A 14,101-nucleotide genomic window follows, 5' to 3' on the forward strand; every position below is an offset into this window, starting at 1 on the left:
TGTAATCCCGCTGCGTCCGCTTGATCCCTTGCTCCACTTGCCACCTCTTCGTCTCGGCGAAAAAGTGTCAACCTATTTCAGGATGGGTCACGGGCAATAAAAAAGGCTGCCAGTCGGGCAGCCCTCTTCGATACAGCGGTCGCGGGCTCGCGCCACGCGCGTCCGTTATCCGGCCTTGCGCACCGCCGCCAGCGCCTGCGCAACGCCGACGTATTCGGCCACGCTCACATCCTCCGCCCGGCGCGCGAGATCGAAGCCGAGCGCATCGAAATCGATCGTCTCGCGGTAGTCGCCGAGCGTATTGCGCAGCATCTTGCGACGCTGCGAGAACGCGGCCGTGACGATTTCGCCGAGCAGTACCGGATCGACGTCCGGCAGTTCGTGCGGCTCGTACGGAATCATCCGGACGATCGCCGAATCGACCTTCGGCGGCGGCTGGAACGATTCCGGCGGCACGTCGAGCATCTTTTCCATCACGTAGCGGTACTGCAGCATCACCGACAGCCGCGAAAACGCCTTCGTGCCGGGCTCCGCGACCATCCGCTCGACGACTTCGTTCTGCAGCATGAAATGCTGGTCGATGACCGCATCGGCGAACGTCATCAGGTGAAACAGCAGCGGGCTGGAAATGTTGTACGGCAGGTTGCCGACGATCCGCAGCGACGGCTTGTCGCCGGGCGCCGCGAGCGACCGGAAGTCGAACGCGAGCGCGTCGCCCGCGTGCAGTTCCAGCAGCGCGCCGAAGCGTTGCTGCAGGCGCCCGATCAGGTCGCGATCGAGCTCGACCGCATGCAGCGGCGAGTCGGGCGTCGCGAGACGCTCGATCAGCGGCCCGGTCAGCGCGCCGAGCCCCGGGCCGATCTCGACCATCCGCTGGCCGCGCGCGGGGCCGATCGTCGCGACGATCGAGTCGATCACGCCCTGATCGACGAGGAAGTTCTGCCCGAAGCGCTTGCGCGCGAAATGGCCTTGGTGCTGTCTGCTGTTCGACATCGGCTGAATGAAACGAAAAAATACGACGAATGGGGTAAACCGGCAGCGTCAGGCTGCGCGGCGATGGCGCGCCATCGTGACGGCCGTATCGAGCGCGGCGATCATGCTGCCCGGATCCGCGCGGCCCGTGCCGGCCAGATCGAGTGCGGTGCCGTGATCGACCGACGTGCGGATGATCGGCAGCCCGAGCGTCACGTTGATGCCCTCGCCGAACGTCGCGTACTTCAGCACGGGCAGACCCTGGTCATGGAACATCGCCAGCACGCAATCGGCATCGGCCAGATGGCGCGGCTGGAACAGCGTGTCGGCCGGATACGGGCCGCGCGCGTCGATGCGTTGGGCGTTCGCGCGGGCCAGTGCCGGCGAGATCACGTCGATCTCCTCGCGGCCGAGATAACCGTTCTCGCCCGCGTGCGGGTTCAGGCCCGTCACGAGGATGCGCGGTGCGGCGAGACCAAAGTCGCGCCGCAGGTCGCGATCGATGATCGCGAGCGTCTCGACGAGCCCGTCGATCGTCAGCGCGGCCGATACGTCCTTCAGCGGCAGGTGCGTGGTCGCGAGTGCGACACGCAGCGGCCGGTGGCCGGTGCCGGCCAGCATCATCACGACGCGCGGCGTATGCGTGCGTTCGGCCAGGTATTCGGTATGGCCGGTGAACGGCACGCCCGCATCGTTGATCGTGCTTTTCTGCAGCGGCGCGGTGACGATCGCGTCGTACCGGCCTGCCAGCGCGCCGTCGATCGCCGCGTCGAGCAGGCCGAGCACGTACCGGCCGTTCGCCGCGTCCAGCTTGCCTGCCTGCGCGGGCACGGCCAGCGCGTGATGCGCGACCGACACCTGCGCGCCGCCGGCCAGCGTGGCCGGGTCCGCCCCGACCGCCGCGGCCCGCGCGTCGAGCAGCGCCGCATCGCCGAGCACGGTGAAATGCGCATCGGGCCAGCGCTGCGCGGCATCACGCAGCGCCTGCACGGTCAGCTCCGGGCCGACTCCCGCGGGTTCGCCGGTCGTGATCGCGATCTGCAGCGCGGGCGTGGTCATCCGAAGCTCGCTCAGTTCGCCGGGCCGACGCCGCCGATCTTGTACTGCACGTACGACGAGTCGCGCAGCTCGCGCAGCCAGTCGGCATACGCCTGCTCTGCCTTGCGCTGGCCGATCGCCTGGCGGGCGATGTCCATCTGCTGCTGCACCGACCCTTCCGCCTCGCGGCGGCTCAGCACCTGGATCAGGTGGTAGCCGTATTCGGTACGAATCGGCTGGCTGATCTGGCCGTCCTGCAGGTTGTTCATCGCGCGCTCGAATTCCGGCACGGTCTCGCCCGGGCTGATCCAGCCGAGATCGCCGCCCTGCGACGCGGAACCGTCCTGCGAATAGGTGCGCGCGAACTTCGCGAAATCGCCGCCGGCCTCGACCTGGTTGCGGATGTCGACCAGTTGCTGACGCGCCTGGCCTTCGGACTTGCCTTCACCGACGCGCAGCAGGATGTGGCGCACGTGCGTCTGGACGATCTTCGGCGCCGCGGCGCTCGCGCCCTGGCTCTGGCGGCGATCGACGAGACGCACGATCTCGAAGCCGTCCGGCACGCGGATCAGCGTCGGGTTGACCTGGCCCGGGCGCAGCTTCGACGCGGCCTCGACGACGTCGGCCGGCAGCGCGCTCGGCGACTTGAAGCCGAGATCGCCGCCCTTCTTCGCGTCGTTCGCTTCGGAGTTGTTCTTCGCGAGGCGCTCGAAATCGGCGCCCGACTTCGCCTGCTGCAGCAGCGCGTCGGCCTTCTTCTGCGCGGCTTCGATGTCGGCCTGCGGCGCGTTGGTGGGCGCCTTGATGAAGATGTGCTGGAAGCGCAGATCCTGCTGCTGCGACGCGTTCGGCCCGCGCTGGCTCGCGATGTAGTTCGCGACCTCGGCGTCCGACACCGTGATCTTGCCGTCGACCTCGCGCTCGCGCAGCTTCGACAGCATCAGCTCGGTACGCGCATCGTTCGTGAAGATGCTCCAGGGCACGCCTTGCGCCTCGAGACGCGCGCGGTACTGGTCGAGCGTCATCCCGTTCGCCTGCGCGAGACGCTGCAGCGTGGCCTGCACGGTCGCGTCGTCGATACGGATTCCGTCGTCCTTGGCCTTCTGCACCTGGATACGCTCGAGCACCATCTGGTTCAGCACCTGCGCGCGCAGCTGGTCGGCCGGCGGCACCGGCGCGTTCTGCTGCTGCAGCCGGCGCGCGATCAGGCCGACGCGCTGGTCGAGTTCGCGGCCCGTGATCACGTCGTTGTTGACGACCGCGACGACTTCGTCGGCGAGCTGCGCACCTTGCGAACCGAGCGCCTGCGCCGCGGCCGGCGCGGCGACGAGCAGCGCGGCGGACGCGGCGAGGCCGGACACGACTGCCGCGAAACGAAGGGTTTTCTTCATTGCCACTGGAACTCCATTGAAATCGTGCTGACCGGTGCAGACATGCCGGCGTTACTCGTAGTTGCTGAAGCGGGACATCGGCGGCGGCGGCGGCGGCAACGGCGTGTAGCCCGGGACCCCGGCGCGGAATGCGGACACGAGGCCGTTGTCGACGGTCGACAGGCCCTTGAGCGTCAGCTGCATCATGAATCGCGTCGACGAGTTCTGCTGTCCCGACGAATTGATGCCGTTCGCGGCCCGCTGCACCCCGACCCCGAGCGCCCAGCAATCCGCGTCGTATTGTAAGCCGACCAGACCGTCGACCACGCGATCGCCGGCGAGGTCGTAGTTGAAACGGCCGATCGCATACAGACGGCGCGTGAGCGGCCATTGCGCGGACACCAGGAACTGGTTGATCGGCTGGTTGTCGAGCGTGGTGTTCGCACGCGTATAGCGGTAGCCGACGTTGATCACGCGGCGCTCGCCCGGGCTGTAGCCGAAACCGACGCTCGACTTCACGAGCTGGTTGTTGTTCTGGTTGTACTGGAACGCCGTCTCGGACATGAAGCCCGAGCCGAGCTTCAGCGCGGCGCCGACGATCAGGTCGGAGTGGCGCGCCAGCACGGCGGCCTGCCCGGGGTTCAGCGTGACGCGCTGATCGGCGAAGTAGTACTGCTGCGCGATCACGAAGCGCGCGCGCTCGTCGCCGGTGCGCGGATCGATGAAGCGCGACGTCAGGCCGGCCGTGATCCGGTTCGCATCGGCGATCCGGTCGTTACCGACGAACGTGTTCGGCTGGTAGATCTCCGCGAGGCCGAAGTCCGATTCCGCGGTGTCGAACAGCGGCGCGTTCGACTGGTCGCGATACGGCGTGTACACGTAGTACAGGCGCGGCTCGAGGGTCTGGATGAAGTCCTGGCCGAACAGGCGCACCGAGCGATCGAAGATCAGGCCCGTGTCGAAGGTCACGGTCGGGATCGACTCGGTGAAGCGCTTCGGGCTGTTCGGCGTGGTCGACGACAGGTAGTTCAGGTCGTACGACGCGAAGTGGTACTGGACCTTCGGCACGACGAAGTAGCCGGGGCCGTACACGCCGTACGAGATGTACGGGTTGAAGACGATCCGGTCGCCTTCGGTCGCATCGGCGGTCGTGATGCGGAACCGCGAATAGTCGGCTTCCGCGCCGAAGTCGAACCCGCCGACGTTGTACTTCGTGTACTTCACGTTCAACTGCGGCTCGCGGCTGTACGGCGCGATCGACGGCGGCAGCGTCTGCCAGTGCTGGTAGCGCGCGAGCACCGACCACGGCCCGTTGTTGTACGTGAGGCCCGCTTCCTGCTGGTACAGCGTCTGCGTCCCGTTGACGAACTGGTTCGCCGAGCCGAGGTCTTCGGGATACGTGTTGTCCGAGACCTTGTTGTAATAGACGTAGCCGCCGAAGCCGCCGCCGAAGTTCTGCTGGTGCTGCCAGTAGATCGCGTAGCGGTTGCGGTGCGCGAGCCGGTCATCCGGCAGGTAATTGGCCGTAAACGTGCCCGAATACGACGGCGACAGATAGCGGAACGTCGCTTCGGTCATCACGCCGCGCCGCGAGATGATGCGCGGCGTGAGCGTCAGGTCGCGGTTCGGCGCGATGTTGAAGTAGTACGGCAGCGACAGCTCGAAGCCGTTGCTCGAGTTCATCGAGAACGTCGGCGGCAGCAGGCCGCTGCGCCGCTCGCCCGACAGCGGGAACGTCATCCACGGGCTCGCGAAGATCGGCACGCCCTGGAAGAACAGCACGCCGTTGCGCGCGGTGCCTTCGTCGGCGCCCGTATCGAAATCGAAGCGGCTGCCCTTGATGTACCACGCGGGGTTCGTCGAGCACTGGCACGCCGTGTACGTGCCGTTGACGAACACCGAGCGCTCGTTGTCGACCATGTCGACACGCTCCGCGCTGCCCGACCCGCCCGTCACGTTGAAGTGATACTTCGGCGCGGTCATGAAGCCCTGGTTCGCCTCGATCTTCAGGTGCGCCTCGGGGCCGGCGAACGACGTGCCGCCATTGATCACCTTGACCTGGCCGTACGCATCGGCCATGTCGGTATCCTGATCGTAGTGGATCGCGTCGGCCTTCACGACGGCGTCGCCGCGCCGCAGCTCGGCCGAACCCTTCGCGGCGAGATCCTGCTCGGCGGTGCCGCTCGTATGGTCGGCGATCACGAAGGCGGCCGGCTTCGCGCCGTCCTTCAGCGGATGATCCTCGAGCTGGGGCGCGAGACGCAGATCCCACGGCGAGTCGAGCGGCTGCGGCTGCGCAGCCGCGCCCGACAGCTGCGCATACGACACGGCCGGCACGAGGCCGGGCACGGCCAGGAGCGCGAGCGCGAGCCGCCGTTTGCGCGGCGCCCCGTCACCGGGGAAAACATTCGGGAATAGCGGTTTGGGCGGCATCTATCGTTTGGCGAATCGCCCCTTGTCAACCGCGCCTGCACGGCACCTCGCGCGCGGCGGCCGCGCCGTCGAGCCGCGACTGCGGCTCTTCGCAAACCGGGGAGGCGATCGGGCGGACGGCGCGACAGGCGGCGGGCCTGCACGGCGGAAGCTGACGCGGGGCGCGTCAAAAAAGTCGTGGGGTATTATATGGCAAGACGTTCCCCCCTCCGCCGAGTTTCATGACGCCCCCATCCGCCGCATCCCAGCCCGACGCCCGCCTCGACGCGCTTACCGCGTGGCTGCACCCGCTCGCCGAGCGCTACGCCCTCGACCTGTCGACCCTCGCGCCCGCCTCGTCGGACGCCAGTTTCCGCCGCTATTTCCGCGTCGCGTCGGCCGCGAGCCCCGGCGGCACGCTGATCGCGGTCGATGCGCCGCCGCCCGAGAAGTGCCGCGAGTTCGTCCAGGTCGCGCAGTTGCTCGCCGCGGCCGGCGACCACGTGCCGGACGTGCTGGCCCACGATTTCGACGCGGGCTTCATGCTGGTGACCGACCTCGGCCGCACGTCGTACATCTCGGTGCTCGATCCGGCCGACCCGGCCGCCGCACGGCCGCTGATGCGCGCCGCGCTCGATGCGCTGATCCGCTTCCAGCTCACGTCGAAGCCCGACGTGCTGCCGCCGTTCGACGAAGCGTTCCTGCGCCGCGAAATGGAGCTGCTGCCCGAATGGTTCGTCGGCCGCCACCTCGGCAAGCCAGTCACCGACGCGATGCGCGGCACGCTCGACCGCACCTTCGCGCTGCTGGTCGCGAGCGCGCACGCGCAGCCGCAGGGCTTCATGCTGCGCGACTTCATGCCGCGCAACCTGATGGTCTGCGAGCCGAACCCGGGCGTGCTCGACTTCCAGGACGCCGTGTACGGACCGCTGACGTACGACGTCGTGTCGCTGCTGCGCGACGCGTTCATCAGCTGGGACGAGGAGTTCGAGCTCGACTGCTTCGCGTATTACTGGGAAAAGGCGAAAAAGGCCGGCCTGCCGGTCGATCCGGATTTCGGCGAGTTCTACCGCCAGCTCGAATGGATGGGGCTGCAGCGCCATATCAAGATTCTCGGCCTGTTCGCGCGCATCAACTACCGCGACGGCAAGCCGCACTACCTGAACGACCTGCCGCGCTTCCTGACCTATGCGCGCAAGGTCGCGCTGCGCTATCGCCCGCTCGTGCCGTTCGCGAAGCTGCTGGACGAGCTCGAGGGCAACGCGCCGGCCGACGTCGGCTATACGTTCTGACCATCCTCACGCCCAGTCGAACATGAGCACTACCCTGACCACGGCGATGATCTTCGCCGCCGGACGCGGCGAGCGGATGCGCCCGCTGACCGACACCCGCCCGAAACCGCTGCTCGAAGTCGGCGGCAAGCCGCTGATCGTGTGGCAGATCGAGGCGCTCGCGCGGGCGGGCATCGAGACGATCGTGATCAACCACGCGTGGCTCGGCGAGCAGATCGAGGCGGCGCTCGGCGACGGTTCGCGCTGGGGTGTGCGGCTCGCGTATTCGGCCGAAGGCGACGCGCTGGAAACCGCGGGCGGCATCGCGCAGGCGCTGCCGCTCATCGAGCGCGACGGGCAGCCGGCCGTGTTCGCGGCCGTCAGCGGCGACGTGTACTGCGCGTTCGACTACCGGACGCTCGCCCCGCGCGCCGCCCGGATGGCCGCGCTCGACACGCCGGCGATGCACCTGGTGATGGTGCCGAACCCGCCGTTCCACCCGGCCGGCGACTTCGCGCTCGGCGACGACGGTCGTCTGGCGCTCGACGGTGCCGCGCGCTTCACGTTCGGCAACATCGGCCTGTACGACACGCGGATGTTCCGCGATCTCGAGCCCGGCACGCGGCGCGCGCTGACGCCGTACTATCGCGCGGCGATCGAAGCCGGCCACGCAACCGGCGAACTGTACGAAGGCATCTGGGAGAACGTCGGCACGCCCGCACAGCTCGGCGAGCTCGACGCGCGACTGCGCGCCGCGGCAGGCTGATCGTTTCGCGACTGACTGCCGGTCCCCCGGCGTGGCGGCCGATGGGCCGACAGGCCGGTGACGGCGCGCGGTCCACCAGCCGCGAACCGTTCCGGAGCGAATGCCGGAAACGCTCCGCCGGCTCACGCAGCCGTGACGGCGCCACGCTGCAGGGTGTCGGACAGCCCGCACACCGCCCGCTCCCGCTCTCGTCGCGCGCCACGGCACGCAGCACGCCTCCAAGCCGTTACGCGGCTTCGGCCTCTTCCCCACCCGCCGCCGCGCGCTGCTGTTGCAGCGCCCACATTTGCGCATACAACCCGTCGGCGCGCACGAGTTCGTCGTGCGTGCCGCGCTCGACGATCCGCCCGTGGTCCATCACGAGGATCTGCTGCGCGTGCACGACCGTCGACAGCCGGTGCGCGATCACGAGCGTCGTGCGATGCCGCGCGATCTGGTCGAGTTCGTGCTGGATCGCGCGTTCCGAACGCGAATCGAGCGCCGACGTCGCTTCGTCGAACAGCAGCACCGGCGGGTCCTTCAGCAGCGTGCGCGCGATCGCGACGCGCTGCTTCTCACCGCCCGACAGCCTCAGCCCGCGCTCGCCGACCGGCGTGTCATAGCCCTTCGGCAAAGTTTCGATGAAATCGTGGATGTGCGCGGCGCGCGCGGCCGCGACCACCTCGTCGCGGGTCGCCGTCGGCCGGCCGTACGCGATGTTGTAGTAGATCGAGTCGTTGAACAGCACGGTGTCCTGCGGCACGATCCCGATCGATGCGCGCAGCGATTCCTGCGTGACGTCGCGAATGTCCTGGCCGTCGATCCGGATCGCGCCGCCCGTCTCGCGATCGAGATCGTAGAAGCGGAACAGCAGCCGCGACAGCGTCGATTTCCCCGAACCGCTGTGACCGACCACCGCGGTCGTCGTGCCGGCCTCGATCGTAAACGTCACGTCGTGCAGGATCTGGCGCGACGGCTCGTACGCGAAGTTCACGTGCTCGAAGCGCACCTGCGCGCCGGCCACCGCGAGCGGCGGCGCATCGGGCCGGTCGGCCACTTCCTTCGGCGCGGACAGCAGCCCGAACATCCGGTCCATGTCGGTCAGGCTCTGCTTCAGCTCGCGATAGACGACGCCGAGGAAGTTCAGCGGAATGTACAGCTGCAGCATGAACGTGTTGATCAGCACGAGATCGCCAAGCGTCAGCTTGCCCGCGAGCACGCCCTGCGTCGCGCGCCACAGGATGAACACGAGGCCCGTGCCGATGATCGCCTGCTGGCCGAAGTTCAGCACCGACAGCGAGTTCTGCGAGCGGATCGCGGCCTTCCGGTAGCGCTTCAGGTTCTCGTCGTAGCGCTGCGCCTCCCACTCCTCGTTGCCGAAGTACTTCACCGTCTCGTAGTTGATCAGCGAATCGATCGCCCGCGAGTTCGCGCGCGAATCGAGCTCGTTCATCGTGCGGCGGAAGTGCGTGCGCCAGTTGGTGACCTTCACGGTGAACACGATGTACGTGACCAGCGCGGCGAACGTCACGTACGCGTAGTAGGCCTCGTACTTGACCACGAAGAAGCCGAGCACGAGCCCGACCTCGACGAGCGTCGGCAGGATGCTGTACAGCGAATACGAAATCAGTTGCTGGATGCCGCGCGTGCCGCGCTCGATGTCGCGCGACATGCCGCCCGTCTGGCGTTCGAGATGAAACCGCAGCGACAGCCCGTGCAGATGCCGGAACACCTGCAGCGCGAGCTGGCGCACCGCGCTCTCGGTGACCTTCGAGAACAGGATCTCGCGCAGCTCGGTAAAGAGCGACGTCGACAGCCGCACGAGCGCATACGCGACCACCAGCAGCCCGACGCCGCCCGCGAGCACGATGCCGGCCGACTGCTCGGCGCGGCCGAGCGCGGTGAGCTGCTGGACGTAGGACAGATGGTCGACGATGCGCTTCATCACGACCGGCACGCCGAGGTTCGCGACCTTCGCACCGATCAGGCAGCCGAGCGCGAGCGCGACGCGCCATTTGTAGGTGGTCAGGTACGGCAGCAGCGACCGGATGGTCTGCCAGTCGTTGCGAGGCCCGGTCGAAGCCGGCGCGGGCTCGCCAGAAGCGGGAAATCGGCGCATGGGGAAGGGTTCCGCGGCGGGGCCGGAACCGTGTCTCGGCGGCCGGCTCGCGCGCTTTCTCGTACAATTTGTGAACGTTGTATTGTCGCAGAAGCCGCTTCGCGCCGCTGCCGGCGCCCTCGCCGGCCAGCCTGCGCGCGGCGGCCCCTTTATTACAGGATGAAAACCCCCGCCATGACCGATTCGACCCTCGATCTCCCGCAGAAGCAGCCCGCGCTGCGCGTCGTCCCGCAACCGCACGACGCGAACGTCCACGGCGACGTGTTCGGCGGCTGGATCATGTCGCAGGTCGACATCGCCGGCTCCATTCCCGCGAGCCAGCGCGCGAACGGCCGCGTCGCGACGGTCGCGGTCAACTCGTTCGTGTTCAAGCAGCCGGTATTCGTCGGCGATCTGCTGAGCTTCTACGCCACCATCATGCGCACCGGCAACACGTCGATCACGGTCGACGTCGAGGTGTACGCGCAGCGCATGCGCCTGATGGGCGAAGTCGTGAAAGTCACCGAAGCGACGCTCACCTACGTCGCGACCGGCTCGGACCGCAAGCCGCGGCAACTGCCGCCGCTCTGACACTCACGCGCCGCGCCGCGCCGCAGCGCGGCATGCGGCCGTCAGTGCGTGGCGGCCAGCCCGAACTCCCGCATCGCGGGCACGAAATCGTGATTCAGCTTCGGCTTGCGCGACAGCTTGACCAGCACGTAGCGCTGGAATGGCGCAAGCCGCTGCCACTGCACGAGCGCAGGCGCCGGCAGCCCGGCCAGCGCGCTTTGCTGCACGAGCGACTCCGGCACCGTGTCGACGGCGCGCCAGGCCGGTTGCTCGTCCGGCTGGAACCATGACGGCTCCAGATCGGCGTGCGTGCGCAGCATTTCGAATAGCGCGTGATCGAAATTGGGCTCGATCGCGGTGTCATCGTCGGCCGGAAAGCGCGCGAGCAGCTTGCGGTCCTCGAGCGGCAGCAGTTGCCACTGTTCGAGCGAAATTCGCAGCCCGAAGCGGTCGAGATTGAAACGCACGATCATCGGGATGTACGTGAAGTTTTCCGACGAATCGTGTTCGAAGTTGAAGAGCAACGGAGCGTCGCTGAGTCCCATGGTCGTTACCTGACGTGGCGGATGCCGGCGCGGCCGGCTTGCCTGGGGTATTTTAGAACCTCTGCGCGCGGGCGGCGGCACGATCGTCGCCGGCCGCGCTTCGAATCAACGGGAGTGCTCGTGAATCCGACCCAATCAGACGAACCGCGCGATGCGTTGCGCGACGAACCGCGCGGCGCGATCGAGCTGCCCGTGAGCCGCACGCGCGGCGGCGCGGTCGAAACCGCGCACGACTTCGTCGGCCAGGAATGGCCGGTCGCACTCGTCTTCAACGGCATCTCGCACGCGGTGATGATGTGTACGCCGTGCGACCTCGAAGCGTTCGCGGTCGGCTTCGCGATCTCGGAAGGCATCGTCGCGCGCGGCAGCGACATCAAGGACATCGAGGTGATCCTGCACGCCGGCGCGCCGCTGCCGCATGCGGAAGTCCATCTGGAAGTGGTCCAGCAGGCGTTTGCCGCGCTGAAGGACCGGCGCCGCGCGCTCGCGGGGCGCACGGGCTGCGGCGTCTGCGGCATCGAAAGCATCGACCTGCTCGACCTCGCGCCCGAACGCGTGCCCGATACCGGCTTTCTCGCGCGCCTCGCGCCCGACGCGCTGGCGCGTGCCGCGCATGCGCTGCCGGCGCATCAGGCGCTCACGAAACTGACCGGCGGCCTGCACGCGGCCGCGTGGTGCGACGCAACAGGCGCGATCCGCGCGGCATTCGAGGATGTCGGCCGCCACAACGCGCTCGACAAGCTGATCGGCTCGCTCGTGCTGTCGCGCGCCGATACCACCGACGGCTTCGTGTTCCTGTCGAGCCGCGCGAGCTACGAGCTCGTGCGCAAGGCCGCGCGAGTCGGCATCCCGCTGGTCGCGACCATCTCCGCGCCGTCGTCGCTCGCGATCGAGATCGCGAAGGCGGCCGGCTTGCGGCTCGTCAGCTTCTGCCGCGAAACCGGCCACGTCGATTACGGCACGGCCTGATCCAGGCCGTGCGATCGCGCCGACGACATCCCGCCGGCGCGCATCAGTCCGTCAGTCGAACTGACGGAAATCCGGCTTGCGCTTCTCGAAGAACGCCGTCATCGCCTCGCGCGCTTCCGGCGCGCGCAGCATCGTCGAGAAGTGGCGCGCCTCTTCAGCCATCCGCGCGGGCGTCGCCACGCCGCCCGTATCCTTGAGCAGCGCCTTCGTCACCCGCAGCGATGCCGCCGGGAGCGCCGCCAGCTTCGCTGCCTGCTTCGCCGCGAACGCGTCGAGTTCGGCCGCCGGCAGCACGCGGTTGACGATACCGATCCGGTGCGCTTCCAGCGCGTCGAACGCCTCGCCCAGCAGCAGCTTCTCGGCCGCGACCTGATGGCCGGCCAGTCGCGGCAGCAGTGCGCTCGACGCGGCTTCCGGGCACAGCCCGAGCTGCACGAACGGCAGCGAGAACGTTGCGGTGTCGGCCGCGTAGACCAGATCGCAGTGCAGCAGCATCGTCACGCCGACGCCGACCGCAATGCCCGGCACCGCGGCCACGACCGGCTTGCTCGCGCTGCTGATCCGCGCCAGGAACTGGAACACCGACGCGGTATCGTCCTGCGGCGGCGCCTTCAGGAAATCCTCGAGATCGTTGCCCGCGCTGAAATTGCCGTCGCTGCCGCGCAGCAGGATCACGCGCGTCGCCTTGTCTTCCTGCGCGTCGGCGAGCGCATCGGCCATCGTCTGGTACATCGCCGCCGTCAGCGCATTCTTCTTCGCCGGGCGCGCGATCGTGATCGTCATCACGCCGTCGGCGCGTTCCACTTGAATGTCGGCCACAACCGTCTCCTTTGACTGTCTCTACCGGAATGAAAAAACGGTGCGCGAGCTCGTGGCCCGCGCACCGTCGTCGCTTTTCGTCGCGTCCCGCTTACAGGCGTTCGATGATGCCCGCCGCACCCATGCCGGTGCCGACGCACATCGTGACCATCCCGTATTTCAGGTTGCGGCGGCGCAGGCCGTGCACGACGGTCGCCGCCCGGATCGCGCCGGTCGCGCCGAGCGGGTGGCCCAGTGCGATCGCGCCGCCCAGCGGGTTGACCTTCGACGGATCGAGGCCGAGATCGCGCATCACCGCCAGCGACTGCGCGGCGAACGCCTCGTTCAGCTCGATCCAGTCGAGATCGTCCTGCTTCAGGCCGGCGGCCTTCAGCGCGGCCGGAATCGCTTCCTTCGGACCGATACCCATGATTTCCGGCGGCACGCCGCGCACCGCGAAGCTCACGAAGCGCGCGAGCGGCGTCAGGTTGAATTCCTTCAGCACCTTCTCCGACACGACGAGCAGCGCACCGGCGCCGTCCGACGTCTGCGAGCTGTTGCCGGCCGTGACCGAGCCCTTGTTCGCGAACACCGTGCGCAGCTTAGCGAGGCCTTCGAGCGACGTATCCGCGCGCGGACCCTCGTCGAGCTTGATCTCGCGCGTCTTCACGTCGACCTCGCCGGTCGCGAGGTTCGGGAAACGCTCGGTGATCGTGTACGCAGCGATTTCGTCGCCGAACTCGCCGGCCTGCTGCGCGGCGAGCGCCTTGCGGTGCGATTCGACCGAGAACGCGTCCTGGTCGTCGCGGCTCACCTTCCACTGCTCGGCCACACGCTCGGCCGTCAGGCCCATCCCGTACGCGATGCCGAAGTCTTCGCTGCGATCGAAGATGTGCGGCGACATCGACGGCTTGTTGCCCATCATCGGCACCATGCTCATCGATTCGCAGCCGCCCGCGAAGATCGCGTCCGATTCGCCGACGCGAATGCGGTCGGCCGCCATCGCCAGCGCGGTGATGCCCGACGCGCAGAAGCGGTTGACCGTCACGCCGCCGACCGTCTGCGGCAGGCCGGCGAGCAGCGCGCCCATGCGCGCGACGTTCAGGCCCTGCTCGGCTTCCGGAATCGCGCAGCCGATGATCGCGTCCTCGATCACCTTCGTGTCGAGACCGGGCACCTGCGCGACCGCCGACTTGATCGCGTGAACCAGCAGCTCGTCGGGGCGCGTGTTCTTGAAGACACCGCGCGGGGCCTTGCCGATCGGCGTGCGGCTGGCGGCGACGATGTATGCGTCTTGCAGTTGTTTGCTCATT

General features: G+C 68.0%; 12 protein-coding genes. 4 read left to right on the forward strand and 8 right to left on the reverse strand.

All coding sequences use genetic code 11. From position 1 onward, the window contains the following. Window positions 1-165 precede the first annotated feature (165 nt). The 4 genes from rsmA to HWX07_RS35405 are packed head-to-tail and all read right to left on the reverse strand — an operon-like array spanning window position 166 to window position 5,813. Window positions 166-993 (reverse strand): 16S rRNA (adenine(1518)-N(6)/adenine(1519)-N(6))-dimethyltransferase RsmA, encoded by an 828-nt coding sequence (rsmA, locus tag HWX07_RS35390; protein ID WP_175879373.1) that lies wholly within the window; start codon window positions 991-993, stop codon window positions 166-168. Window positions 994-1,041: 48 nt separating this feature from the next. Beyond that, window positions 1,042-2,031 (reverse strand): 4-hydroxythreonine-4-phosphate dehydrogenase PdxA, encoded by a 990-nt coding sequence (gene pdxA, locus HWX07_RS35395; RefSeq protein ID WP_175879374.1) that lies wholly within the window; start codon window positions 2,029-2,031, stop codon window positions 1,042-1,044. 11 nt (window positions 2,032-2,042) lie between these two features. After that, window positions 2,043-3,401, reverse strand: coding sequence for a peptidylprolyl isomerase (locus HWX07_RS35400; protein WP_175879375.1), 1,359 nt, complete (start codon window positions 3,399-3,401; stop codon window positions 2,043-2,045). A 51-nt stretch (window positions 3,402-3,452) separates the two neighbouring features. Further along, a complete protein-coding gene (locus tag HWX07_RS35405; RefSeq protein ID WP_175879376.1) occupies window positions 3,453-5,813 on the reverse strand; it encodes an LPS-assembly protein LptD in 2,361 nt (786 codons plus the stop codon). Between the two features lie 221 nt (window positions 5,814-6,034). Between HWX07_RS35405 and HWX07_RS35410 the strand changes: the two genes are divergently transcribed. Together HWX07_RS35410 and murU are read left to right on the forward strand one after the other, a co-directional pair. Then, entirely contained in the window at window positions 6,035-7,084 is a 1,050-nt protein-coding gene (locus HWX07_RS35410; protein ID WP_027811447.1) for a phosphotransferase, read from the forward strand. A gap of 22 nt (window positions 7,085-7,106) precedes the next feature. Beyond that, complete coding sequence (murU, locus tag HWX07_RS35415; protein WP_175879377.1) at window positions 7,107-7,829, forward strand: N-acetylmuramate alpha-1-phosphate uridylyltransferase MurU; 723 nt, start codon at window positions 7,107-7,109, stop codon at window positions 7,827-7,829. A 226-nt stretch (window positions 7,830-8,055) separates the two neighbouring features. Here the strand turns inward: murU and HWX07_RS35420 are convergent, their stop codons facing one another. Then, window positions 8,056-9,927, reverse strand: a complete 1,872-nt coding sequence (locus HWX07_RS35420) for an ABC transporter ATP-binding protein/permease (protein ID WP_175879378.1) — start codon at window positions 9,925-9,927, stop codon at window positions 8,056-8,058. Between the two features lie 174 nt (window positions 9,928-10,101). Here HWX07_RS35420 and HWX07_RS35425 point away from each other — a divergent pair, with 174 nt between their 5' ends. After that, window positions 10,102-10,497, forward strand: a complete 396-nt coding sequence (locus HWX07_RS35425; protein ID WP_027785387.1) for an acyl-CoA thioesterase — start codon at window positions 10,102-10,104, stop codon at window positions 10,495-10,497. 41 nt (window positions 10,498-10,538) lie between these two features. Here the strand turns inward: HWX07_RS35425 and HWX07_RS35430 are convergent, their stop codons facing one another. Beyond that, window positions 10,539-11,021, reverse strand: coding sequence for a nitrate reductase associated protein (locus tag HWX07_RS35430; protein WP_175879379.1), 483 nt, complete (start codon window positions 11,019-11,021; stop codon window positions 10,539-10,541). Window positions 11,022-11,135: 114 nt separating this feature from the next. Here HWX07_RS35430 and fdhD point away from each other — a divergent pair, with 114 nt between their 5' ends. Then, window positions 11,136-11,990 (forward strand): formate dehydrogenase accessory sulfurtransferase FdhD, encoded by an 855-nt coding sequence (gene fdhD / locus HWX07_RS35435; protein ID WP_175879380.1) that lies wholly within the window; start codon window positions 11,136-11,138, stop codon window positions 11,988-11,990. Window positions 11,991-12,041: 51 nt separating this feature from the next. On the opposite strand, the gene HWX07_RS35440 is transcribed toward fdhD, so the two are convergent. Continuing rightward, complete coding sequence (locus tag HWX07_RS35440; RefSeq protein ID WP_175879381.1) at window positions 12,042-12,809, reverse strand: enoyl-CoA hydratase; 768 nt, start codon at window positions 12,807-12,809, stop codon at window positions 12,042-12,044. 91 nt (window positions 12,810-12,900) lie between these two features. After that, on the reverse strand, window positions 12,901-14,100 hold the full coding sequence (locus HWX07_RS35445) for an acetyl-CoA C-acyltransferase (RefSeq protein WP_175879382.1): 1,200 nt from the start codon (window positions 14,098-14,100) through the stop codon (window positions 12,901-12,903). Between the last annotated feature and the right edge of the window lies 1 nt (window position 14,101).

It is taken from the genome of Burkholderia sp. BCC0097, assembly GCF_902832985.1.
In the GTDB taxonomy this organism is placed as follows: Bacteria; Pseudomonadota; Gammaproteobacteria; order Burkholderiales; family Burkholderiaceae; genus Burkholderia; species Burkholderia orbicola.

Bases quoted from the DNA above. Each gene is read 5' to 3' on its own strand.
- HWX07_RS35420 (WP_175879378.1), bottom strand. From the start codon at position 9,927: ATGCGCCGATTTCCCGCTTCTGGCGAGCCCGCGCCGGCTTCGACCGGG.
- HWX07_RS35405 (WP_175879376.1), bottom strand. From the start codon at position 5,813: ATGCCGCCCAAACCGCTATTCCCGAATGTTTTCCCCGGTGACGGGGCG.
- rsmA (WP_175879373.1), bottom strand. From the start codon at position 993: ATGTCGAACAGCAGACAGCACCAAGGCCATTTCGCGCGCAAGCGCTTC.
- HWX07_RS35445 (WP_175879382.1), bottom strand. From the start codon at position 14,100: ATGAGCAAACAACTGCAAGACGCATACATCGTCGCCGCCAGCCGCACG.
- HWX07_RS35430 (WP_175879379.1), bottom strand. From the start codon at position 11,021: ATGGGACTCAGCGACGCTCCGTTGCTCTTCAACTTCGAACACGATTCG.
- HWX07_RS35410 (WP_027811447.1), top strand. From the start codon at position 6,035: ATGACGCCCCCATCCGCCGCATCCCAGCCCGACGCCCGCCTCGACGCG.
- HWX07_RS35425 (WP_027785387.1), top strand. From the start codon at position 10,102: ATGACCGATTCGACCCTCGATCTCCCGCAGAAGCAGCCCGCGCTGCGC.
- murU (WP_175879377.1), top strand. From the start codon at position 7,107: ATGAGCACTACCCTGACCACGGCGATGATCTTCGCCGCCGGACGCGGC.
- HWX07_RS35400 (WP_175879375.1), bottom strand. From the start codon at position 3,401: ATGAAGAAAACCCTTCGTTTCGCGGCAGTCGTGTCCGGCCTCGCCGCG.
- pdxA (WP_175879374.1), bottom strand. From the start codon at position 2,031: ATGACCACGCCCGCGCTGCAGATCGCGATCACGACCGGCGAACCCGCG.